This window comes from Cupriavidus sp. 22TCCZM04-2 (assembly GCF_057798895.1).
Genome location: NZ_JBYOJS010000036.1, coordinates 1 through 22,248 on the forward strand (window position 1 = coordinate 1; position 22,248 = coordinate 22,248).

Annotated in this window: 16 protein-coding genes; 11 read left to right on the top strand and 5 right to left on the bottom strand. The window is 66.4% G+C overall.

The annotated features are described in order from the left end of the window. Positions 1–553: 553 nt before the first annotated feature. Positions 554–1,738 carry a helix-turn-helix transcriptional regulator gene (locus AC3FKG_RS29120; protein ID WP_488744809.1) on the top strand — a complete coding sequence of 395 codons (1,185 nt, stop codon included), beginning with the start codon at positions 554–556 and terminating at the stop codon, positions 1,736–1,738. Positions 1,739–1,985: 247 nt separating this feature from the next. Further along, positions 1,986–3,665, top strand: a complete 1,680-nt coding sequence (locus AC3FKG_RS29125; RefSeq protein WP_488744800.1) for an FAD-binding protein — start codon at positions 1,986–1,988, stop codon at positions 3,663–3,665. Between the two features lie 176 nt (positions 3,666–3,841). Here AC3FKG_RS29125 and AC3FKG_RS29130 read toward each other — a convergent pair whose 3' ends face one another. Then, positions 3,842–4,639 carry an SDR family NAD(P)-dependent oxidoreductase gene (locus AC3FKG_RS29130; protein ID WP_483712135.1) on the bottom strand — a complete coding sequence of 266 codons (798 nt, stop codon included), beginning with the start codon at positions 4,637–4,639 and terminating at the stop codon, positions 3,842–3,844. Between the two features lie 960 nt (positions 4,640–5,599). Beyond that, positions 5,600–6,769: a helix-turn-helix transcriptional regulator gene (locus AC3FKG_RS29135; protein WP_483712134.1), complete on the bottom strand. Its 1,170-nt coding sequence runs from the start codon at positions 6,767–6,769 to the stop codon at positions 5,600–5,602. Positions 6,770–7,081: 312 nt separating this feature from the next. On the opposite strand from AC3FKG_RS29135, the gene AC3FKG_RS29140 reads away from it, so the two are divergent. The 6 genes from AC3FKG_RS29140 (at position 7,082) to AC3FKG_RS29165 (ending at position 13,381) form a co-directional block, all read left to right on the top strand. Further along, complete coding sequence (locus AC3FKG_RS29140) at positions 7,082–8,170, top strand: 3-ketosteroid-9-alpha-monooxygenase, oxygenase component (RefSeq protein WP_483712133.1); 1,089 nt, start codon at positions 7,082–7,084, stop codon at positions 8,168–8,170. A 26-nt stretch (positions 8,171–8,196) separates the two neighbouring features. Continuing rightward, positions 8,197–9,021 carry an SDR family NAD(P)-dependent oxidoreductase gene (locus AC3FKG_RS29145; protein ID WP_483712132.1) on the top strand — a complete coding sequence of 275 codons (825 nt, stop codon included), beginning with the start codon at positions 8,197–8,199 and terminating at the stop codon, positions 9,019–9,021. An 85-nt stretch (positions 9,022–9,106) separates the two neighbouring features. After that, on the top strand, positions 9,107–9,937 hold the full coding sequence (locus tag AC3FKG_RS29150; RefSeq protein ID WP_488744801.1) for an SDR family NAD(P)-dependent oxidoreductase: 831 nt from the start codon (positions 9,107–9,109) through the stop codon (positions 9,935–9,937). Positions 9,938–9,968: 31 nt separating this feature from the next. Next, positions 9,969–10,622 carry a nuclear transport factor 2 family protein gene (locus AC3FKG_RS29155; protein WP_488744802.1) on the top strand — a complete coding sequence of 218 codons (654 nt, stop codon included), beginning with the start codon at positions 9,969–9,971 and terminating at the stop codon, positions 10,620–10,622. Positions 10,623–10,655: 33 nt separating this feature from the next. Further along, positions 10,656–11,765 carry an alkene reductase gene (locus AC3FKG_RS29160; protein ID WP_488744803.1) on the top strand — a complete coding sequence of 370 codons (1,110 nt, stop codon included), beginning with the start codon at positions 10,656–10,658 and terminating at the stop codon, positions 11,763–11,765. Then, positions 11,762–13,381 (top strand): FadD3 family acyl-CoA ligase, encoded by a 1,620-nt coding sequence (locus AC3FKG_RS29165; protein ID WP_488744804.1) that lies wholly within the window; start codon positions 11,762–11,764, stop codon positions 13,379–13,381. The genes AC3FKG_RS29160 and AC3FKG_RS29165 overlap by 4 nt, the downstream gene beginning before the upstream one ends. 72 nt (positions 13,382–13,453) lie before the next feature. Here the strand turns inward: AC3FKG_RS29165 and AC3FKG_RS29170 are convergent, their stop codons facing one another. From AC3FKG_RS29170 to cysD, 3 genes are all read right to left on the bottom strand, one after another. Next, complete coding sequence (locus AC3FKG_RS29170) at positions 13,454–14,593, bottom strand: helix-turn-helix transcriptional regulator (protein WP_488744805.1); 1,140 nt, start codon at positions 14,591–14,593, stop codon at positions 13,454–13,456. 94 nt (positions 14,594–14,687) lie between these two features. Continuing rightward, entirely contained in the window at positions 14,688–16,619 is a 1,932-nt protein-coding gene (cysN, locus tag AC3FKG_RS29175) for a sulfate adenylyltransferase subunit CysN (RefSeq protein ID WP_488744806.1), read from the bottom strand. After that, positions 16,619–17,572 (bottom strand): sulfate adenylyltransferase subunit CysD, encoded by a 954-nt coding sequence (gene cysD / locus AC3FKG_RS29180; RefSeq protein WP_488744807.1) that lies wholly within the window; start codon positions 17,570–17,572, stop codon positions 16,619–16,621. The genes cysN and cysD overlap by 1 nt, the downstream gene beginning before the upstream one ends. Positions 17,573–17,738: 166 nt before the next feature. Between cysD and AC3FKG_RS29185 the strand changes: the two genes are divergently transcribed. From AC3FKG_RS29185 to AC3FKG_RS29195, 3 genes are all read left to right on the top strand, one after another. Beyond that, positions 17,739–18,848, top strand: coding sequence for a DUF1214 domain-containing protein (locus AC3FKG_RS29185; protein ID WP_483712124.1), 1,110 nt, complete (start codon positions 17,739–17,741; stop codon positions 18,846–18,848). Beyond that, positions 18,845–20,038 carry a sulfotransferase family protein gene (locus AC3FKG_RS29190; protein ID WP_488744808.1) on the top strand — a complete coding sequence of 398 codons (1,194 nt, stop codon included), beginning with the start codon at positions 18,845–18,847 and terminating at the stop codon, positions 20,036–20,038. The genes AC3FKG_RS29185 and AC3FKG_RS29190 overlap by 4 nt, the downstream gene beginning before the upstream one ends. Positions 20,039–20,665: 627 nt before the next feature. Beyond that, positions 20,666–22,215 (top strand): IS3 family transposase gene (locus AC3FKG_RS29195; RefSeq protein WP_488742417.1). Its coding sequence is split into 2 segments (ribosomal slippage): positions 20,666–21,152 and positions 21,152–22,215, totalling 1,551 coding nucleotides; the frame shifts between segments, so codons are not numbered across the junction. Positions 22,216–22,248: the final 33 nt, after the last annotated feature.

Sequence of the window (22,248 nt, forward strand, 5' to 3'; positions counted from 1 at the left end):
TGACGTATCTATCCTGATCATCTACGCGGCAGGCAGTCTGGCTATGCCCTGTACCGTCTTTACCACCACGGGCCGTTCGTCGACCACGAAAACGCGTTTTTGGTTACTTTTGTCGCGAGACAAAAGTAACTCGCCGGCTACGCCGGCGAAACAGCAGCGCCTGCCAGGAGCGACAACTCCTGCTCAATCAAAACCCCGCCGGCTGCGCCGGCGAAAAAGCAGCGCCTGCCAAGAGCAACAAATCCCGCTCAATCAAAACCCAACCGGCTACGCGCGCGAAACAGCAGCGCCCGCCAAGCACGACAACCCCCACCCTCCCCATCACCCATGTCCCTTCGCGGAACTGCCGCGCAAGATCGGGCATGTGCGCTCGCCCTACTCCCTAGTCCGTTCGGATTACGTTCCCAGAATTCCGTGCATTAAGCTCACGCCCGTCGCCGGAATGAGGGAAGCCGGCTCCTATAATCCCCGACGACATAAACGCCCGCAGAGCACGCGTACCGGCACCAGGGCCTGCCCCGGGGCCGAATGAGAAAGATAGAGACAAAAGGAAATTCTGATGGAGGTGACCCGGAATCCGGGGTCAGTCGGCCCCTTCGCGCAGCTGGAGCTGTCGCCTTCCGATTTCAGTGCAATCCTCGGACAGATCTACCAGGGCCCGATGGAGAAGGTGCCGTGGGGAAAGGCGCTCGAGCTGATACGCAAGCAACTCCGCGCGAACTATGTCACGCTGATCTTGCGCTCGCCGGCCGCGGACCGTTCGGGGCTGATGGTCAATGCGTCCGAGCACGGTACTACGCAGCCCGGCGAAGCTTCCTACAACAGCTATTTCTACTCGCTCGACCCCTTCGTCGGGTTGCCGCCCAATCGCGTGGTCACCATCGACGAGCACCTCGGCCAGGCCGCGTGGTGTAGCAGCGAGCTGTACCGGCAGTTCCTGCATCCTCTCGGCGTGCGCTTTGTACTCGGCGCGGACCTGCGCACGGACGATGGTGTGGAGTGTCGACTCCGCGTCTCCCGCAATATGGATGCACCGGATTTCAGTCCGTCCGAGAAGGCGCTCTGCATGGCATTGCTGCCGCATCTGAAGCGCGCCGTGGATCTGCACTCGCGAATGGATATGGTCGAGTCCGAGCGCAATGTCTGCGCCGGCGCCATCGATCGAATGCTGGTCGGCATGGTCATGATTGATGAGTCGGGCACGATCATCAAGACCAACGCGGCGGCGGACGAGATTCTGGCTGCCAGGGACGGCATGCGTGTCGCCGCGGGAACGCTGGAAGTGAGCTACGGGCAGGAGAACCGGAAATTCCAGCGCCTGCTGCGTCAGGCCATGCTGGTGCACCGGGGCGCGGCTACGGTGGCGACGGATGCGATGTCGGTCACGCGCCCATCCGGCAAGGCCCGGCTGGGCCTGCTGGTCCGCACCATACCATTGAGTGAATGGTCGGAGGACAACCGGCGCCGGCCCGCGTGCGTGGTCTTTATCCGCGATCCCGAGCGCAGGTCGCAGGCCTCGCGTGACATGGTGCGACAGTTGTTCGATTTCACGCCGGCCGAAACAGAGCTCGCCTTGCAGCTCGCCAACGGGCTGACGCTCGATGAGTCCGCGGAAGAACTCGGGATCAGCAAGAACACGGCACGCGCGCATCTGCGGGCAATCTTCTCGAAGACGGGTGTCACGCGGCAGGCAAAGCTGGTGCGGATGCTGCTGGGCAGCGTGATATCACTCGGCTGAACCGGCCTGCAGATCACGGCATGAAGCATGCCGGGCCCGGAATCTCGCGAATGGGGGCGTCCTTAGTCCCATCAGACGATGGCGCCTGCCAATGCCGATGGAACCATGAATGCCGGCCACGCACATGCCAACACACCACCACACAAGACACCAACAAGGAGACCGCAGAGCCGCGCGGACACCACGCCGGCACTGCTGCGTCCCCTGTCCGCGGCATCACGCCGCATCCATATGCGGGGAGAAAGTCATGACAACACTGGATGAATCCACTACGCCGGTCGCCGCGCCACTGCGGCTCGCCAACCCTGAAGCCTTCGCCTGGCAGGCATGCTGTGATGCGGTCATCGTCGGTTTCGGGGCGGCCGGTGCCTGTGCGGCGCTCGAAGCCGCGGCTGGCGGGCGCAAGGTGATCGTTGCGGAGCGCTTCGAAGGCGGCGGTGCCAGCATCAAGAGCGGCGGCGTGGTCTATGCCGGCGGCGGCACGCCTTACCAGGCCGAGGCCGGCTATCACGACACGCCCCAGGCGATGGCGGACTATCTGCGCCAGGAGGTCGGCGACGTAGTCAGCGAATCGACGCTGCAGTCATTCTGTGCGCGCAGCCGGGACATGATCGGCTGGCTGGAGGGACTTGGTGCCGGGTTTTCTGCGGCCATGCCGCCACGCAAGACGTCGTACCCGGCACAGCCCTATTACCTTTATTACTCGGGCAACGAGGCCGTGCCGGCCTATGCGCGCTTCGCGGAGCCCGCGCCACGCGGACATCGCACCAAGGGACGTGGCATGTCCGGGCGCGCGCTTTACGGCGTGCTGCAGCGTGCGGTGCAGGGCAGCGCGAACGTAACCGTGCTGCGCCACACGGCGGCGCGCAGGCTGATTACAGATGCCAGTGGCGCGGTGATCGGCGTCGAGTTGTGGCAGGTGCCGCCCGGGCGGCTGCAGCGCAGGCATGCGCGCCTGGCACGCTGGGCGGAGCAGGTGCACAACATGTCGCCGGCGCTGGCCGATGCGCTGCGCGCGCGGCTGCTGCGGCTGGAACTGCGTCATGCCCGTCCTTACGCGGTGCGGGCCGACGCGGTGGTGCTGGCCAGCGGGGGCTTTATCTTCAACCAGCAGATGGTCGCGCAACATGCGGGCAAGTACCGGTCGAACTGGCGCCTCGGCGCCACCGGTTGCGATGGCAGCGGCATCCGGCTTGGCCTGTCGGCCGGAGGCGAGGCACGGCACCTGGAGCGCGTATCGGCATGGCGCTTCATCAATCCGCCCTTCGACTGGGCGCGCGGCTGCGTGGTTGACGCGCGCGGCGTGCGCATCGGCAACGAAGAAGTCTACGGTGCCACGCTCGGACATGCCATGTGCGAGCACCACGACGGCCGGGCCTGGCTGATCCTGAACCGCAAGCTGGCACGCGCGGCCTTGCGTGAATGCCTGAGCGGGAAACTGTGGGCCTTCCAGGCCGTGCCGGCTGCGCTGCTGATGCTGGCCGGCGGCCATCGTGCGTCTTCGGTGGACACGTTCGCGGATCGCCTCGGCATGCCGCGCGCCGCGCTGCAGGCAACGCTTGCGGACTATAGCGCGGCCGCGCGCGGCGAGCGGCCCGACCCGGCAGGCAAGTCCTCCGCCATGTGCGCGCCGCTTGACGAGGGCCCTTGGCTTGCCATCGATATCTCCGCGCACAGCCGCGTGTTCCCGTGCTCGTCGATCACGCTGGGCGGGCTGCGCGTCGACGAAGCGTGCGGACAGGTGCTGTCGGCAACGGGCGCGCCGGTCAGCGGGCTGTATGCCGTAGGCCGTACGGCGGTGGGGCTGGCGTCAAACCATTACGTGAGCGGCCTGTCGCTGGCCGACTGCATCTGGTCCGGGCGCAACGCAGGCCGGCACATTGCCGCCTGTCAGCGTACGCAACTTCCGCAGGCCGTTCCGGCATGAGCCGGCGCACTGGATGAGAGCTGGTCCCTCCGGCCGGCGCGCTTCGCGGCGTCGGCTGGAAGGAGGAATGGCTGCGCGAGGAAGCCGCTGCGGGCAAACGAGGAAGCTGGCCCGTGGTTTTGCGCCATGCCGGTTCGCACGGTCAGGCGCATGGCCACGGGGCGGGCCACTGCGCTTCAGCGCTGCGAGGGGATGTTGCCACCATCGACAACGAGTTCGGTACCGGTGACATAGCTGGCCTCGTCGGACAGCAGGAAACGGACCACGCGCCCGATTTCCGCGGGCGTGCCGAGGCGGCCGAGCTGGATGCGACGCTCGAAGCTGCCCGGGGGCAGGGCGTCGATGGCGGGCTGGAGCATCGGGGTGTGGATCTGTCCCGGAGACACCGCATTGATGCGGATGCCGTCGCGGCCAAGACTGTCGGCAAGCGAGCGCACCAGCGAGAGCAGGCCGCCCTTGGAGGCGGAGTAGGCCGGGATCAGCGCGTTGCCCAACGTGGCATTGATCGACGCGATGCCGACCACCGCGGCGCCGGCTTGCGCGCGCAGGTCAGGCAGCATGGCCTGCACCAGCAGCGCCATGGCGCGCAGGTTGACGTCGAGCACGGCGTCCCAGCGCGCCTGGGTCAGGCCGTCGATTCCGCTCTGGTCGACAACGCCGGCCGCATGCACCATGCCGCCCAGCGGTGGCAGGGCCGCACGGGTGCGTGCGAGCGCATCGCCGATGCCATCGGCGGCCCGCAGGTCGATGCCGATACCGAAGGTCGGCACGTCATAGCGTTCGGCAAGCGCGGTGGCGACCGCGCGCGCCTTTTCCTCCTGGATATCCCAGACGGCCACGGGCCGGCCGACAGCGGCCAGGGCCGCCGCGCAAGCCTCGCCGATGCCGGAGGCGCCGCCGGTTACCACGACCGCGCTGGCCGGAGTGTTGAGGGTCACGCGCAAGTCATTCGCGTTGTCAGGCTGGATGGTCACTTGGTATGTCTCCCGTCATGGTTGGTCTACAGCTGCGACAGACGCCGCTGATGTGCGCATTGTTTCGGGTGGCGCCGGAAGCAACATAGTCCAAATGGATTAAAACGGGCACATCGGGGGGCAATTTTTGGTTCCTCGCGGGAATGCGGGGAATGGGGAGTGATTGGGGGTTGTCGTTCTTGGCAGGCGCGGCTGTTTCGCCGGCGTAGCCGGCGAGTCACTTTTGTCTCGCGACAAAAGTAACCAAAAACGCGTTTTCGTGGTCGACGAACGGCCCGTGGTGGTGAAGACGGTACAGGGCATAGCCAGACTGCCTGCCGCGTAGATGATCAGGATAGGCACGTCAGATGAGCGAACCCGGATTACTTGGTGGCTCCTGCTAACCGCGCCATCGGTCGGACGCCTGCGGCTGCGCTGCGCGCGGCTCGGCTGAAAACAATAAGGGCACGGGAGGGGACGGGAAGCACCGCGCCTGCGCACTGATGCCCCGCGCATACCAACCAGGACGCGCGCGCAGCGCAGCCGTAGGCGTCCCACCACTGACGCTGTTGGAACGCTGTACCGGAGCCCTACATGGGGATCGTACAAAAGCCGGTTATCGCAGGCACTGGTTCTGACTCGCCAGGCGTAGCAGGTTCGAACGAGCAACCATGCTGCCTGAGACCAAGGCGGCTTGAACCACTGCCGCCGTGGAATTGATGCCAGCGGCTAGCGACGCGTTTTTTGGTTACTTTTTTTGCTCGGACAAAAAAAGACTCGCCGGCTGCGCCGGCGAAACAGCGGCGCCTGCCAAGGGCGACAACCCATTAACGAACCAAAGCTCCGCCGCCCGCTACGCCAGCCAAACCGCAGCGCCTGCCAAGCACGCCAACCCCATCATTCCCATTCCCCGCAATCCGGCAAAGAACCATTTCTTCCACCCTGGCGGCGTGCCGGCCCCCCGTGCACGTCGCCTCCGCCTCAGCCGAGCGGAATGATGCTGTGCAGTACGGTCTGCACCAGCGCCGCCTGCCGCGTCACACCAGTCTTGGCGAACACGGCACGCAGGTGCGCACGCGCGGTATTGCGGCGGATGTCGAGTTCCTGCGCGGCTTCGTCGAGCGACAGGCCCTGGGTCAGCAGCAGGACGAGCGACGCCTCTGCCCGGGTGAACTCGAACATATTGCGCAGCAGATCGGTCGACGCCAGGGCCTTTTGGTCAGGGTCGCGGATCAATACCGCCACGGCCGGCTGGCGCGGCTGCTGGGACCACGTTTGCGCGGCGATGGGACGCACCAGCAGTCCCAGCTTGGCGCGGCCGCCCTTGCGCGGCACCGAGAGCCCGATCGGTATGCCAGGCTGCACCGAGTCGCGCAATGCCGTGGCCTGGCGGACCAATGCCTGCAGCTTGCGGTTCTCCTGTGGCGAGTCGACTGTCAGCTGGCCGTTGCAGACCACAAGGCCGTCCTTCTCCGCGAGCAGTTCGTCAGCCATGCCGTTGGTGGTGAGGATCTGGCCGGCATCGTCCAGGACCACCGAGCCGATCAGCAGCCGGTCGACGGTGCCGGCGTACAGGCGCCGTTCGGATTCGGTCGTATTGAGGTTGGCGTGGATCCGCACCGCGCGCTGCAGGTGCGGCACGATGCGCTGGCAAAGTGCCTTGTCGGCATCGGAGAAGTCCTCGCTTCCGTGCGGGCGGCACACCCGCAGGCGACACTCCTCTCCCTGCTCGGCGCGGATGTCCACCCCCATGATCCGCAGCACGTCGTAGGGCTTGTTGAAGAAGCGATAGATCTCGCTCTCCAGCCACCTCGCCTCGCCGATCAGTTCATAAACAGTCAGGACCCGCCCGGTGGGCAGGTTGACGAACGGATCGATCGCGTAGAAATGCTGCGCATAGGCGCCGGTGCCCACGGTGGTATCGACCGCACTCGAAGTAATCATCTGGCCGGGTGAGGTACTCGAGGGCGGGCGCAACACCAGTGTCACGTAGTTGGCGTCCAGCAGGTGTCGCAGGGCGTCAAGCAAGGACTGCCACGGGATCTCGAGCAGCGGGCCGTCGTACACCAGGCCGATCAGATCGCTGATCTCGTCCATGTCGAGCTCGGACTGGCCGGGACGCCGGGCGTCGATCCAGGAGGGGCGTGTCATCGGTCTTGTCTCAATTCTGCCGTGCAATGGCCGCTTCGGCGTCGCACCGAACCGGTCATTCGGTGCCACCGCCCTGCGGTCGGCCGGAAATAATAGCGGCTTGTCCGTGCGATTCGCAGTGGGTATTTCCCCGGACGCGGGTCCCGGCGGATGCCCGTCATGTGACGAAATATCGTCCCAACAGACTAGCTTTGGGCCGTGCCGTGCCATGTCGCTCGCAAATGCGCCGAATCTAGTCCGTCAGGACCATGCCCCCGGGCCGGCCCTGTCAAAACAATACGGCCGTGTGCAAACAGTCATCACGGAGCAGACATGGACGCGCAGCAAACCTCGCAGACAACCCCGCCGGGCAGCCGCTTTGCCCGCGGCTGGCATTGCCTCGGGCCAGCCTCTGACTACAAGGACGGCAAGCCCCACCGGCTGGATATCTTCGGCACGCGCCTGGTGGCGTTCACCGGGGAGGACGGGCGTATCCGGATCCTCGACGCGTGGTGCCCGCACATGGGCGCGGACCTGGCCCTGGGTGAAGTGAAGGGCAATGCCATCGTATGCCGCTTTCATGGCTGGCGCTGGAATGGCGAAGGTGCCTGCGAGCACGTGCCGTGCGCAAAGCGCATTCCGCCCAAGGCACGCACACGTGCGTGGATGGCCTGCGAGCAGAACCACCTGCTGTTCATCTGGCATGACCCCGAGGGCGCGCCGCCGCCGCCCGAGGTCGCGGTACCGCGCATCAATGCCTGCTTCAGCGGTGAGTGGACCGGCTGGACCATCCGCAAGATGGTGATCGGCAACCATTGCCGCGAGCTGGTCGACAACCTCGCGGACGTCGCCCATTTCGGGCCGGTGCACGGCTCGCCCGCCGTCTATTTCTGCAACACGTTTGACCGCCACATCGGCTACCAGATGTTCCGCGGCGAAGAGAGCGAACTGCTTGGCAGCGGCCTGGTCGCGGACAGTGCGTACTTCGGGCCGGCCTACCACGTGACGCGCATGACCGCGGAGGTGGACGGCGGGACCATCGACACCATCCTGCTCAATTGCCATGTGCCGATCGACGCGCAGAGCTTCGAGCTGCGCTACGGCGTTATGGTCAGGAAAGTGCCGGGGCAATCGGAGGAGCAGAACCAGCAGATGGCGCAGGCCTACGTGGAACAGGCGCAGGCCTCCTTCTTCCAGGACGTGGAGATCTGGCACAACAAGATCCGCGTGGACCGCCCCGTGCTCAGCGACGCCGACGGTCCGGTCTATCAGCTGCGCGAGTGGTACCGCCAGTTCTACACCGACGTTGCCGACCTGCCTGCCGACCTGGACCGCAAGAAGGTCTTCGAGCGGCGCGACGGTACCTGGCGCACGCTTGACGAGGTGCCGGCCGAGGCCGTGAGCAAGCTGCACCTGATCTGATCAAGGAGAGGTCACAAGGAGAAATCATGCGACTGGAAGGAAAGGTGGCGCTGGTCACCGGCGCCGGGTCCGGCATGGGGCGCGCCATGGCCGAGCGCTTTGCAGCCGAGGGCGCCGCGGTGGTGGTCGTCGATCGCGATGCGGGCGCCGCGCAGGCAACCCTTGAGCGGATCGGCAACGCGCACGGCATGGCGCGCGGCTGCGACGTCGCGGACAGCGCGGCGGTCGCGGCGCTGCATGACGAGGTCGCGCGGCGCTGGGGGCGGCTCGACATTCTCGTCAACAACGCAGGCATCGGGCAGGTGCCCGGAGACGGCTTCGAGCACTACCAGGCGCGCGCGGCCGAGCGCGGACGGCAACTGGCGGCCGGCGAAACGCCCACGGTCCATACCGACATGATCGTCGACCTCAACGATGCCGGCTGGCAGCGCGTGGTGGACGTGAATCTCAATGGCACGTTCTATTGCTCGCGCGAGGCAGTACGGCTGATGACGCGCGCGGGCGGTGGCGGCGCCATTGTCAATATCGCCAGTGTCTCGGCGCTGAGCGGAGAAGGCCCGCTCAGCTACTGCGCGTCGAAGGCGGCCGTGCTCGGTCTTACCCGATGCCTGGCGCGCGACCTGGGCCCGCGAGGCATCCGCGTCAATGCGATCTGCCCCGGTCCCACCCGCACGCCGATGATGCAGTCGATCAGCGAGGAATGGGCGCGCAGCCTGGAGCGCGCGATCCCCCTGGGCCGCATGGCCGAGCCAGAGGAGATTGCGGCGGCGGCACTGTTCCTAGTGAGCGGCGACGGCATGCAGATGACCGGCCAGACGCTGTCCGTCAGCGGCGGCATGGCCATGATTTAACGGTGCGGGCAAGAGGGCAACGCAATCGGATCGCGCAATCGGATCGTTGTCCTGCCCGCGGATAAGGATGAAGGGGGAGAACAGTATGCAAGTGAAGGGTCGTTTGCAGGACAAGGTAGCGCTGATCAGCGGGGCAGGCACGGGAATCGGCGCCGCCACGGCAGCGCGTTTTGCGGCCGAAGGGGCGAAGGTGATGCTGTGCGGAAGGCGCGAGGCGCCGCTGCGCGCGGTGGCCGAGGAGATTCGTTCGCGCGGCGGCGAGGCCGAGTGGGTTCAGGCCGATGTGACCAGCGAAGCGAACGTGGAGCGGGCGGTGGCACAGACCGTCGCCCGCTTCGGCGGCCTGCATGTGATGGTCAACAACGCAGTCAACTACACCTGGGGCGTGCTCGACGAGGTCAGCACCGAAGCCTGGCGGCAGTGCCTGAGCGGAAGCCTCGACGTGGCCTTCTTTGGCACGCGCGCGGCGCTGCGCGTGATGAAGGCGGCAGGGGGTGGCGCCATCGTCAACCTCGGTTCCGTGGTGGGCCTGCTCGGCAGTCCGGGGCTGTCGGCCTATGGCGCTGCCAAGGCCGGCGTGCTCAATTTCAGCCGCGCCGTGGCGCTCGAGGGCGCGGCCCACAACGTACGCGTCAACGTGGTGATTCCCGGCGTGGTCTGGAGCGAGGGCACGCGCGAGGCACTTGCCAGCGAGGAAATGGCCCGCGGCACCGCGCGCTCCGTGCCGCTGGGACGCGTGGGCGAGCCGCAGGAAGTCGCTGGCGCCATCCTGTTCCTGGCCTCGGACGAGGCATCGTATATCACCGGGCAGAGCCTGGTCGTAGATGGCGGCAAGACCTGCCGGCTGGATGTGGGCGCTACCGACTACGTGTCGCAGACGTCGACCGAGCGCCGTGCCGAGCCGCAGGCAAGCTGAACGTATCCGCCGACTGACCAGGGAGAGGCAAGTGACAACTGACATGGCGCCGGATTCGGCGCAAACGCAATCGCTGCAGGCCCGGCTCGACCGGCTGGAGTCGATCGAGGAGATCCGCATGTTGCCGGCCAAGTACGCGCTGGCGCTCGACATGCGCGACCTAGATGCCTGGACCAGCCTGTTCCCGGAGGACGTGGCGGTGGGCAAGGACCAGGTGGGCCGCGAGCATCTGCGGCGCTGGATTGACGACACGTTGCGCAATCAGTTCACCGTGACGTCGCACCACATCGGCGGGCACATCATCGAGTTCCAGGATGCCGATCATGCGAGCGGCGTGGTGTACTCGAAGAACGAGCATGAGACCGGCCCCGAATGGGTCATCATGCAGATGCTCTACTGGGACGACTACGAGCGCATTGGCGGGCGCTGGCATTTCCGTCGCCGCCTGCCGTGCTATCTCTACGCCAGCGACCTGAACAAGCCACCCATCGGCGACAGGAAGATGCGCTGGCCGGGCCGTGAACCCTATGAAGGCTCCTGGCATGCGCTGTGGCCGTCGTGGAAGGCCTTCTGGAATGCCAAGCCGGGCGAGCTCTTGCCCGGCGTCTCGGAGCCGGTGCCGCTGGATCAGTTTCTTGCGGCGATGCGCCGCGGATCCTCGCTACCGAAAGTCCGCACGCGCTGACGCGATGCCGACACCAGAAGAGGAGTTCCAGAGATGAACGCCAGCCTGTTCGAGCCCCTGCGGCTCGGCGATATTGCACTCTCCAACCGCATCGTGATGGCGCCGATGACGCGCAGCCGCGCCGGCGCGGGCGACTTGCCCACCGGGCTGCACCAGACGTACTACGCGCAGCGCGCGGGCGCAGGATTGATTGTCGCGGAAGGCACCTACCCGAGCCGGCACGGCAAGGGGTATTGCCGTACGCCGGGGATCGAGACCGCCGCGCAGATCGGCGCCTGGCGCGAGGTGACCATCGCCGCGCGCAGCCAGGGCGCGGCAATGGTGCTGCAACTGATGCACGTGGGGCGCGTCGCAAGCCGCCATAACAAGGCGGCGGACGCGCAGACGGTGGCGCCTTCGGCCATCCGTGCGCGTGGCACCCTTTATGCCGACGGCCACGGCCTGGTCGAGATGGAGACGCCGCGCGCGCTGGCCGGGCACGAAATCGCGGCCGTGATCGACGAATACCGCCAGGCAGCCGTCAATGCAATGGCTGCCGGGTTTGACGGCGTCGAACTGCATTGCAGCAGCGGCTACCTGCCGATGCAGTTCCTGCTCGCTTGCGCCAACCGGCGCAGCGACGGCTACGGCGGTTCGCTGACCGCCCGCCTGCGCTTTGTCGTGGAAACGATCGAAGCCATGGGAGGCGCGATCGGCCCGGGCCGTGTCGGCCTGCGCATCTGTCCCGGCAACCCGTACAACGACATGCACGATGACGACCCGGTGGCCACGTATGGCGCGCTGCTCGATGCCGTGGCACCGCTCGGGCTGGCCTACCTGCACGTGAGCCGCTCGCCCGAGCGCGCACTGGATGCCTTCGCGCTGGCGCGCCGGCATTTCGGTGGCGCGCTCATCGTCAATGATGGCTTCGACGGCGCGAGCGCCGCGCGTGCCGTGGCCGACGGCGCCGGCGAGGCCGTGTCGTTCGCGCGCCATTTCATCGCCAACCCGGACCTGCCCGCGCGCCTGCGGCATGGCGCACCGCTGGCCGCATTCGACCGCACGCTGCTGTACACGCCCGGTGCGCGCGGCTACACGGACTACCCGGTTGCAGGACTTGCGACGCGCGGGCAGACCGATCACCAGGGAGGCTTGCAAGCATGAGCGATTGCCCGCCACTGTTTTCCACCGCTTCGACGGTACCGGCGATTTCGGCAATATCGACCATTCCTGAAGCCGTCGCGCACACGGCGCGGCTGTACGGGGATGCGGTGGCCATCGAGGAAGACGGCCAGCTGATGCGCTACGCCGCGTTGCACGAGGCCGCGCGCGTCGCAGGGCGGGCGCTGATGGCGCTCGGCCTGGAGCCCGGCGAGCGCGTCGCCGTCTGGGCGCCCAACCTCCACGAGTGGATTGTCGCCGCGCTCGGCATTCACATGGCCGGCGGCGTCCTGGTGCCGCTCAATACCCGGTTCAAGGGCGGCGAGGCGGCCGACATACTCGCGCGAAGCGGTGCGCGCGTGCTGTTCAGCATCGGCGATTTTCTCGGCGTCGACTATCCGGGAATGCTGCACGGGCATGCCCTGCCTGCCTTGCGGCATCAAGTCATTCTGCGCGGCGAGCGCGAAGGCTGTCTGTCTTGGGAGGCCTTTCTCGCGCGCGCCGGGGACACGCCCGCGGAACTGCTTGACTTGCGTCTGGCCGCGCTGACACCTGACAGTCCCTCCGACCTGCTCTACACGTCCGGTACCACGGGCAAGCCCAAGGGGGTGATCAGCACGCACGGGCAGAATCTGCGGGCCTTCTCCGAGTGGTCGGCCATCGTCGGCCTGCGCACAGGCGACCGTTACCTGATCATCAATCCGTTTTTCCATGCGTTCGGCTACAAGGCCGGCTGGCTCGCGGCCGTGATCCGCGGCGCTACCATCCTGCCATTGGCGCAGTTCGATGCGGAAACCGTGCTGGCATGCGTCGAACGTCACCGTGTCAGTTTCCTGCCGGGCTCGCCGACGCTCTACCTGAGCCTGCTTGCCCATCCACGGCTGCGCGCATACGACCTGTCGTCGCTGCGCGTGGCTGTCACCGGAGCGGCATCGATCGCGCCCGAACTGATCCGGCGCATGCGCAAGGTGCTCGGATTCGACGTCGTGCTGACCGCATACGGACTGACCGAGTGCTGCGGCCTGGCCACCGTCTGCCGGCTGGGCGACGCCCTGCAGACCATCGCCAATACCAGCGGGCGTCCGCTTGCCGGCGTGGAGATCCGTTGCGTGAACGCGCAAGGCAACGACGTGGTTGCCGGGGAGCAGGGCGAAGTGTGGATCCGCGGCTACAACGTCATGCGCGGCTACTTCGATGACGAGGCCGCGTCACGCGAGGCCGTCGACGACGCGGGCTGGCTGCACACCGGCGACATCGGCAAGCTGGACGCCGCCGGAAACCTGTCGATCACCGGCCGGCTCAAGGACATGTTCATCGTCGGCGGCTTCAACTGCTATCCGGCGGAAATCGAGCACCTGATCGGCACGCATCCGGCGGTGGCGCAGGTCGCGGTCGTCGGTGTGCCCGATGCGCGCATGGGGGAGGTCGGCAGCGCCTTCGTGGTACTGCGCGAAGGCGAGAGTCTGAGCGGCGAGGCCTTGCTGGAATGGTGCCGGCCGCGCCTGGCCAACTACAAGGTGCCGCGCTCCGTGGCGTTTCTGGCGGCGCTGCCGACCAACGCCGCGGGCAAGGTGGTCAAGCACGAACTGAGGGCGGTTCAGGCGATGGCCGGCGCCTGAGCTGGGAGCCGACTACCTGAAGATGAGTCCGCGAACGATGGCGGGTGGATGCCGTTCGGCATCCCCTGTTCCTCACCCCATCCCGACCACGCTGGAAAGCAGCATCTTCACCAGCACCGCCTGCCGCGTCGCCCCGGTCTTGGCAAAGATCCCCCTCAGGTGCGCGCGCACCGTATTCTTCTTCACGCCCAGCCGGGCCGCGGCTTCATCCAGCGTCAGCCCGTCGACCATCAGTAAAGCCAGTTCGATCTCGGTTGGCGTCAGCTGGTACAGCTTGCGCAGGCTGGCGTGGGTATTGCGCGGCGAGCCGGCCGGATCGCGGATGAATACCGCCACCGCGGGCCGCAGCGCCTTGTCTTCGCTGCGGTAGCTGAGCGGGATCGGCCGCACCAGCACACTCAGCGGCGTGGCCGCGCCGGGCCGGTTCAGGGTCGTGACTTCACTGCGATGCGCGGCGGCCGCGTGGGCCTGCGCCGCGCCTTCCAGGATCTTGCGGAACTTGCGGTTCTCCACCGGACAATGCGCTTGCAGGCTGTTGTCGGTCAGGTAAAGACCGTCGCGCGCCTGCAGCAGCCGCGCCGCGACGTCGTTGCTGCGGATCACCTTGCCGTGTTCATCCAGGATCACGGTGCCGACCAGCAGGCGGTCCACGGCTTCGGCGTACAGGGCGCGCTCGGACTGCAGCACGTCGAGCGCGGCATGCAGGTCCACCGCGCGCTTCAGGTGCGGCAGCAGGCCGTGCAGCAGCGGCTTCTCGGCTTCGCCGAAGTCCTTTCCGGCGCCACCGCGGCTGATGAACAGCGCGCATTCCACGCCATCCGGCGTGACCAGGTTGGCCGCCAGGATATAGCGCAGGCCGAGCGGCTGAAGGTACTGCGTATAGAACGGGTGCGCCAGCCAGCCCGCTTCGCCGAACAGTTCGTCGGCGCTGAAGAGGCGGTCCGGATGCAGGTCGAGGAAGGGGCACAGCGCGTAGTACTGCTCGCTGTACGAGGGCTCGCCCGGCAGGTGCGGGCCGATGCCGGAGGCGTTGACGATCAGGCCGGGCCGGTCGCTGGCGGGGTGGCGCAGCACCAGCGTGACGAAGACGGCGTCCAGGCGCTGGCGCATGCTTTCGAGGAAGCCCGCCCAGGGCACGGCCTCGGTCGGGCCCTGGTAGAGCTGGGCGAGCAGGGCGCTGAGTTCGGTGGCCGGCAGGGAGTCTGGCAGCATGATGACGGTCGCTCGATGCAGGGCAACAGGAAAGGCGGGCATCCCGCCCCTCCCATCGTACTGACCGAGGCAACCGCCTCATCGTCCATTCAGCCTAGGGTTTCTCCCGCAGCCAGGCCACGATCCGCTCCGCTGCCTGTTCCGCCGTATCGGCCGTGGTGTCGATGCGAAGTTCGGGCCGCTCGGGCGGCTCGTAAGGCGAATCGATGCCGGTGAAGTTCTTCAGCTCACCACGGCGCGCCTTGCGGTACAGGCCCTTGGGGTCGCGTTGCTCGGCCACCGAGAGCGGTGTGTCGATGAACACTTCGACAAACTCGCCGTCGCCAGCCAGCGTGCGCGCCATCTCGCGTTCGGAGCGGAAGGGCGAGATGAACGACACCAGCACGACCAGCCCGGCGTCCAGCATCAGCCTTGCCACTTCCGCCACGCGCCGGATGTTCTCGACGCGGTCCGCCTCGGAGAAGCCCAGGTCCTTGTTCAGCCCATGGCGCACGTTGTCGCCGTCGAGCAGGTAGGTGTGGTGCCCCAGCGCATGCAGGCGCTTTTCCACCAGGTTGGCAATGGTGGACTTGCCCGCGCCTGACAGCCCGGTGAACCAGACGATGCGCGGCGACTGGTGCTTGAGCGCGGCGTGAGCGTGGCGATCCACGTCGATCGCCTGCCAGTGCACGTTCTGCGCCCGGCGCAGCGCAAAGTGCAGCATGCCGGCGCCGACCGTGTTGTTGCTGAGGCGGTCGATGATGATGAAACCGCCCAGCTCGCGGCTGCGTGCGTAGGGGTCGAAAGCGACGGGCTGGTCCAGGTGCAGGTTGGACACGCCGATCTCGTTCAGTTCCAGCGTGCGCGCGGCCAGGTGTTCGAGCGTGTTGACGTTGACCTTGTACTTGGGCTGCCCCACGGTCACGCCCACGGTGCGCGTGCCGAGCTTGAGCAGGTAGGGGCGCCCCGGCAGCATGGCATCCTCGTTCATCCAGACCAGCGTGGCCTCGAACTGGTCGGCCACCGCGGGCGGGTCTTCCGCGCAGGTCAGCACGTCGCCGCGGCTGACGTCGATCTCGTCGGCCAGCGTCAGCGTCACCGCCTGGCCGCGCATGGCGTGCTCGCAGTCGCCGTCGGCGCCGACGATACCCGTTACGCGGCTCTCGCGGCCGGAAGGCAGCGCGCGCACGCGGTCGCCTCGGCGGATCTCGCCGGCGCTGACCGTGCCGGCAAAGCCGCGGAAATCCAGGTTCGGGCGGTTGACCCATTGCACCGGCAGCCGGAACGATTCGTCCTGCGCGGGCACGTGGTCGATCGGCACGCTCTCCAGGTGATCCATCAGCGTCGGGCCCTGGTACCACGGCGTATTCGCGCTCGGCTCGGTGATGTTGTCGCCGCGCAGCGCCGACATCGGGATGCAGACGATATCGGTGAGCCCGATCTGCTTCGCGAACTCGCGGTACTCCTTCTCGATGCGCGTGTGGACTTCGCGCGAATAGTCCACCATGTCGAGCTTGTTGACCGCCAGCACCACGCGCCGGATGCCCAGCGTGGCGACCAGGTAGCTGTGGCGGCGCGTCTGCGTCTGCACGCCGCGGCGCGCGTCCACCAGCAGGATGGCCAGGTCGGCGGTGGAGGCACCGGTGACCATATTGCGCGTGTATTGTTCATGCCCGGGCGTATCGGCCACGATGAACTTGCGCTTGTCGGTGGCAAAGAAGCGGTACGCCACGTCGATGGTGATGCCCTGTTCGCGCTCGGCGGCCAGGCCGTCCACCAGCAGCGCGAAGTCCAGGTTCTCGCCCTGCGTGCCCACCTTCTTCGAGTCCGCCTCGAGCTGCGCAAGCTGGTCCTCGAGCAGCATCTTCGATTCATACAGCAGCCGGCCGATCAGCGTGCTCTTGCCGTCGTCGACGCTGCCGCAGGTGATGAAGCGCAGCAGGCTCTTGCTCTGCTGGGCGCGCAGGTAGTGGGCGATATCGGCGATAGCGCCCGATGCGCCGCCGGGTTGCACCTTGGCGGGCGCGTTGTCGATCAGGGTGTCCATCAGAAGTATCCCTCCTGCTTCTTCTTCTCCATCGAGCCGGCCGAGTCGCTGTCGATCAGCCGTCCCTGGCGCTCCGAGGTGGTCGCCAGCAGCATTTCCTGGATGATGCCGCCGAGCGTGTCGGCCTCGCTCTCGAACGCACCGGTGAGCGGGTAGCAGCCCAGCGTGCGGAAGCGGACCTTGCGCATCTGCGGCGTTTCGCCGGGGCGCAGCGGCAGGCGCTCGTCATCGACCATGATCAGCGTGCCGTCGCGCTCGACCACCGGCCGCTCCTTGGCGTAGTACAGCGGCACGATCGGGATGTCGTTGAGGTAGATGTATTGCCAGATATCGAGCTCGGTCCAGTTCGACAGCGGGAATACGCGCAGGCTTTCGCCCTTGCGCTTGCGGGTGTTGTACTGGCGCCAGAGTTCGGGGCGCTGCATCTTCGGGTCCCAGCGGTGCTGGGCGGTGCGCACCGAAAACACGCGCTCCTTGGCGCGCGACTTTTCCTCGTCGCGGCGCGCGCCGCCGAAGGCGGCGTCAAAGCCGTAGTGGTCCAGCGCCTGCTTGAGGCCCTGCGTTTTCCACACGTCGGTATGAACGGCCGAGCCGTGCTCGTGCGGGCTGATATTGCGCTCCAGCCCTTCCGGATTGATGTGCACGCGCAGGTCCAGGCCGAGCCGGTCGACGGTCTGGTCGCGGAAAGCGATCATCTCGCCGAACTTCCACGTGGTATCGACGTGCAGCAGCGGGAACGGCGGGCGCGCGGGGTGGAAGGCCTTCATTGCAAGGTGCAGCATCACGGAGCTGTCCTTGCCGATGGAATAGAGCATGACGGGGTTTTCGCATTCCGCCACCACCTCCCGCATGATGTGGATGCTCTCCGCCTCCAGTTGCTCCAGGTGGGTCAACATCGGGTTCTCCTCTTGGTTGCGCCGGCCCCGTGCAGGGATCTTGCCGAGGCCTGGCATGGACACAAGGTAGCGAGCCGGAGCCCCGCGCCACTTCGTCCGGGCGGACTAGGAAATGGCGGAGTGCGGCGCGCATTTCCTAGTCCGCCCGGACGAGGAGAAGCCTGGCCTGCACTGGGTATCGTTGCTTCGCTGATGAACGAAGACGAACCACGGGAGCACGCAGATGGCGACCTCCGCAGAAGAACAACTGCTGAGCGGCCAGACCTGGGCCGAGTTTTGCGAGGTGCTCAAGCGTAGCGGGCAGCAGATCCTGCGCGCGGAGGCACCCACTGACGCGCTCACGCGCGCCGAGGGCTTCCGCTACCTGAGCCGCTTGCTGCGCATTGCGCTGGAGATGCACGTCGAGTTCGCCGATCCGGCGTTTCCCGGTTTCTTCTCGCCATCGCATGAAACCGCCAAGATCGGCGCGGACAACCCGGACAACCTGTACCGTTATGCGCGCCTGGACGGCAGCGCCGCCTACCGCATCCGCGGCCGGCGCGGCACGGTCGCCTACCTGAGCTTCGGCACCCAGAAGGGCGGCTACGAGACCGACGGGCACATGGTCCAGACCGGCTTTATCGACAGCAGCAAGCTGGTGGTGGAAGCGGACGGCAGTTTCGAGATCATCCTCAGCGCGCAGCCGCAGGCGGGAAACTGGGTGCGCATGGAGCCGGCCACCAATGCGCTGGTGGTGCGCCAGACCTTCCTCGACCGCAAGGCGGAAACGCCGGCCGAACTGCGGATCGAGCGCATCGACGGCAACGGCAAGCCGCCCGTGCTCAGTGCGGAGCGCCTGCACGGCGGCCTGCTGCGCGCGGCGGGCTTTGTCGAGGGCACCGCCCGCATCTTCGCGGACTGGGCACAGGGCTACGGCGGCCATGTCAACGCCTTGCCGCCCGCGGACCAGGCGGTGTGCCAGGCGGCCGGCGGCGATCCCAACATCTACTACTACCACTCCAGCTGGCAGCTTGCCGACGACGAGGCGCTGGTGGTCGAGGTCGACCGGGTGCCGGCGTGCGAGTTCTGGAACTTCCAGATCAACAACTACTGGATGGAGTCGCTCGACTACCGCTACCACGACATCTGCATCAACAAGCACGGTGCGCGGCTCGACGCCAACGGCGGCGTCACCGTGATCCTGAGCGCGCGCGATCCGGGCCTGCCCAACTGGCTGGAGACCGCGGGCCATGGCAACGGCACCATGTGCTGGCGCTGGGTCGGGGCGGCGCAGCCGGTGCATCCGCGCGCGCGCGTGGTCAAGCTTGAATCGCTCAGGGAGGAGAACGCATGAACACCATCGCATCCGACGACACTTTCGTGCTTGATGTAGAACGTCTGCTGGCACAGGCCAGCGAGCAGGCCGGTGGACTGACCGACTTTGGCCCCGGCAATTACTGCGAAGCGCTGGAGGTGCTGGCCGATTCGCTCGCACGCGAGGCCGGGCTGACGCCGCAAGGCGCGCAGATGCTGCAGGGCAAGCTGCAGGCGCAACTGGTGAACCGGCTGGTGATCCAGGACTATTGCCGGCGCTATCCGGAGATCCTGCAGGAGCGCGTGGACGATCCGCTCGTGATCGTCGGCCTGCCGCGCACCGGCACCACGCTGCTGCAGCGCATGCTGGCGACGGACGCGCGGTTCTGTTCCGCCGCCTGGTGGGAAACGCGCTACCCGGCGCCGCTGCCCGGCGAGGACGCGCGCGACGCCAGCCGGCGCATCGCGCTGGCGCAAGACGAGGTCGCGCAGATGATCCGCTTCATCCCGGACATTCTCGCCATCCATCCGCTGGACGCAATGGCGGCCGACGAGGAATTCATGCTGATGGAGCATTCCTTCCTGTGCGCGATGGATTCCTATGCCAACGTGCCGGCGTATACCGCCTGGCTCGCGCGCCAGGATCGCACCGAAGTCTATGCCTACCTGAAGACCATGCTGCAGTTCCTGCAATGGCAGAAGCGGCAGCGCGGCGAGGCGCCGGCGCAGCGCTGGGTGCTGAAGACACCGCAGCACCTGCACACGCTTGAAATCCTGTTCCGGGTATTCCCGGGCGCGCAGGTCGTGCTGACCCACCGCGATCCAACGCAGACGATTCCGTCGATGGCCAGCATGGCCCATACGCTGTGGAAGATGTATGCCGACGCGCCAGATGCGGTCGCCGTGGGGCAGCAGTGGAGCGAGCAGATGAGGCGAGGGACCGAGCACGCCATGGCCGTGCGTGACAGCCTGCCGGCCGAGCGCTTCCTCGATGTGCGATTTGAGGATACGGTGAGCGATCCCTTTGGCGTGGCGCGGGCGGTTTATCGCTTTGCGGGCATGCCGCTGACCGAAGCCGCGCGCGCGGGAATGTGGGCATGGATGGAAGGCAATCCGCGCAATCAGCGGGCGGCGCACAGCTATACACCGGAGCAGTTTGGGCTGAGCCACGCGCAGTTGGAGCGCGACTTCGCGGGCTATCGGGCGAGGCATGTCTTGAAGAGCAATTGAGGAGTTGAGGATTTTTTGTGCTTGGCGGGCGCTTGCTGTTCTTGGGTGGGATTTGGTTATCGCTCTTGGCAGGCGTGGCAAAAACGCGTTTTCGTGGTTGACGAACGGCTCGCTGGGGTGAAGACGGTACAGCGCATAGCCAGACTGCCTGCCGCGTAGATGATCAGGATAGATGCGTCGGATGAGCGAACCCGGATTACGTGGTGGCTCCTGCTAACCATGCCCTCGGTTGGACGCCTACGGCTGCGCTGCGCGCGGCTCGGCTGAAATCAATAAGGGCGAATAAGGACAATATGCGAAGCACAGCACCAGCGACATTGATGCCCCGCGCACACCGACCAGGATGCGCGCGCAGCGCAGCCGTAGGCGTCCCACCTCTGACCCTGTTGGAACGCTGTACCCGAGCCCTACATGGGGATCGTACAAAAGCCGCTTATCGCAGGCACTGGTTCTGAATCACTAGGCGCCTGAGACCAAGGCAGCTTGAACCACTGCTGCCGTGGAATGGACTGCCAGCGGCTAGCGACGCGTTTTTTGGTTACTTTTTGTCGCTCCCCTCCATGTCAGGATAGTTGTCGCCTCGCTGCCTTTCGATGAAGGACAATGGGGGGCGGTAACGGTTGGAAGATGAAGCCTTATCCGGCGGAGTACAAAGAATGGGTGGTCGAGCAGATGAAGCCGCCCTTGAACCGGTCGGTGGCGGAGTTGGCCAGGGAGACAGGCATTACAACGGTGTGCCTGCGCAACTGGCGCAACGCGGCCCGAGAGCAAGGAAAGGTTGTGCCAGGCAACGGCAAACAAAGTGATAAGTGGTCCAGTGCGGACAAGTTCCGAGTGGTGCTGGAGACGGCGCCCCTGAGTGAGGCGGAGCTGTCCGAATACTGCCGCAGGAAGGGTATTCAGCCGGAACAGATCCGGGCGTGGCGGGCCGCGTGCGAGCAGGCCAATGCCAAGACACCAGACAAGCCTGACCTGGCGCAGCGCCGCGAGGAACAGGCGGCTCAGAAGCGGATCCGGGATCTTGAGCGCGAACTCAAGCGCAAGGATGCGGCGCTGGCTGAGACAGCAGCGCTGCTGGTGCTGAGAAAAAAAGCCGAGGCGATCTGGGGAAGGGACGAGGAAGACTGATCAACGTCTCGGATCGCCGCGATGCCATTGCGTTGATCGATGAAGCGGTAAAGAGCGGTGCACGCCAGTCCAGGGCCTGCGAGGAACTGGACTTGAGTGAGCGCACCTTGCAGCGCTGGCGCCATGCGCCAGAGGATGGCCGCCCGGGAGCGCAGCGCCCGGTGCCGGCGAACAAGCTCAGCGAGGCAGAACGGCAGGCCGTGCTGGCAGCGGCCAACCAGCCTGGCTACGAGAGCCTGACGCCGCACCAGATCGTGCCGAAGTTGGCCGACGAGGGCCGCTACCTGGCGTCGGAATCGACGTTCTACCGTGTGCTTCGGGCTGCAGGGCAGAGCCGGCGACGTGGACGCAGTCACAATGCCAAGCCCCGCGCGCCGACCACGCATCGTGCAGACGGTGCCAATCAGGTGTGGTGCTGGGACATCACGTGGATGCCCACTACGGTGAAGGGTCGCTTCTTCTACTGGTACATGATGCAGGACATCTACAGCCGCAAGCTGGTGGTCAATGAAGTGCACGAGAGCGAGTCGGTGGAGCATGCCCGCCGGCTGCTCGAACTGGGCTGTCTGCGCGAGCAAACGGCTGGGCGGCCGCTGGTGCTGCACTCTGATAATGGCAGCGTCATGAAGGGGCTGAGCATGCGCGCTGCGATGCAGGATCTGGGCGTGGTGCCGTCATACAGCCGCCCACGCGTGAGCAACGACAACGCCTATGCCGAAGCGTTGTTCCGTACGGCCAAGTACTGCCCGCTGTGGCCCGAGAGGCCATTCGATACGCTGGAACAGGCGCGTGAATGGGTGCATCGGTTCGTGCGTTGGTACAACGAGGAGCACCGTCACAGCGGGCTGAAGTATGTCACGCCGAACCAGCGGCACCGCGGGGAAGCGATACCCCTGCTGGCGCGACGAATGGTGGTGTATCAGGCTGCGCGCGCCCGGCACCCGCAGCGCTGGTCGCGGGGAATCCGGAATTGGAAGCTGGATCCAGTGGTCTACCTGAACCCCGAGCGGGCTGAGCTGGAGCCTAAGGAGTACCGGAAAGCAGCATAGCGGCGGACGCGACAACTACCTTGACACACGCCG

What these genes read in the sequence shown, in the direction of transcription:
- AC3FKG_RS29125 (WP_488744800.1), top strand. Translation starts at nt 1,986, where the DNA reads ATGACAACACTGGATGAATCCACTACGCCGGTCGCCGCGCCACTGCGG.
- AC3FKG_RS29135 (WP_483712134.1), bottom strand. Translation starts at nt 6,769, where the DNA reads ATGACACGCCCCTCCTGGATCGACGCCCGGCGTCCCGGCCAGTCCGAG.
- AC3FKG_RS29140 (WP_483712133.1), top strand. Translation starts at nt 7,082, where the DNA reads ATGGACGCGCAGCAAACCTCGCAGACAACCCCGCCGGGCAGCCGCTTT.
- AC3FKG_RS29145 (WP_483712132.1), top strand. Translation starts at nt 8,197, where the DNA reads ATGCGACTGGAAGGAAAGGTGGCGCTGGTCACCGGCGCCGGGTCCGGC.
- AC3FKG_RS29150 (WP_488744801.1), top strand. Translation starts at nt 9,107, where the DNA reads ATGCAAGTGAAGGGTCGTTTGCAGGACAAGGTAGCGCTGATCAGCGGG.
- AC3FKG_RS29160 (WP_488744803.1), top strand. Translation starts at nt 10,656, where the DNA reads ATGAACGCCAGCCTGTTCGAGCCCCTGCGGCTCGGCGATATTGCACTC.
- AC3FKG_RS29165 (WP_488744804.1), top strand. Translation starts at nt 11,762, where the DNA reads ATGAGCGATTGCCCGCCACTGTTTTCCACCGCTTCGACGGTACCGGCG.
- AC3FKG_RS29170 (WP_488744805.1), bottom strand. Translation starts at nt 14,593, where the DNA reads ATGCTGCCAGACTCCCTGCCGGCCACCGAACTCAGCGCCCTGCTCGCC.
- cysN (WP_488744806.1), bottom strand. Translation starts at nt 16,619, where the DNA reads ATGGACACCCTGATCGACAACGCGCCCGCCAAGGTGCAACCCGGCGGC.
- cysD (WP_488744807.1), bottom strand. Translation starts at nt 17,572, where the DNA reads ATGCCAGGCCTCGGCAAGATCCCTGCACGGGGCCGGCGCAACCAAGAG.
- AC3FKG_RS29185 (WP_483712124.1), top strand. Translation starts at nt 17,739, where the DNA reads ATGGCGACCTCCGCAGAAGAACAACTGCTGAGCGGCCAGACCTGGGCC.
- AC3FKG_RS29190 (WP_488744808.1), top strand. Translation starts at nt 18,845, where the DNA reads ATGAACACCATCGCATCCGACGACACTTTCGTGCTTGATGTAGAACGT.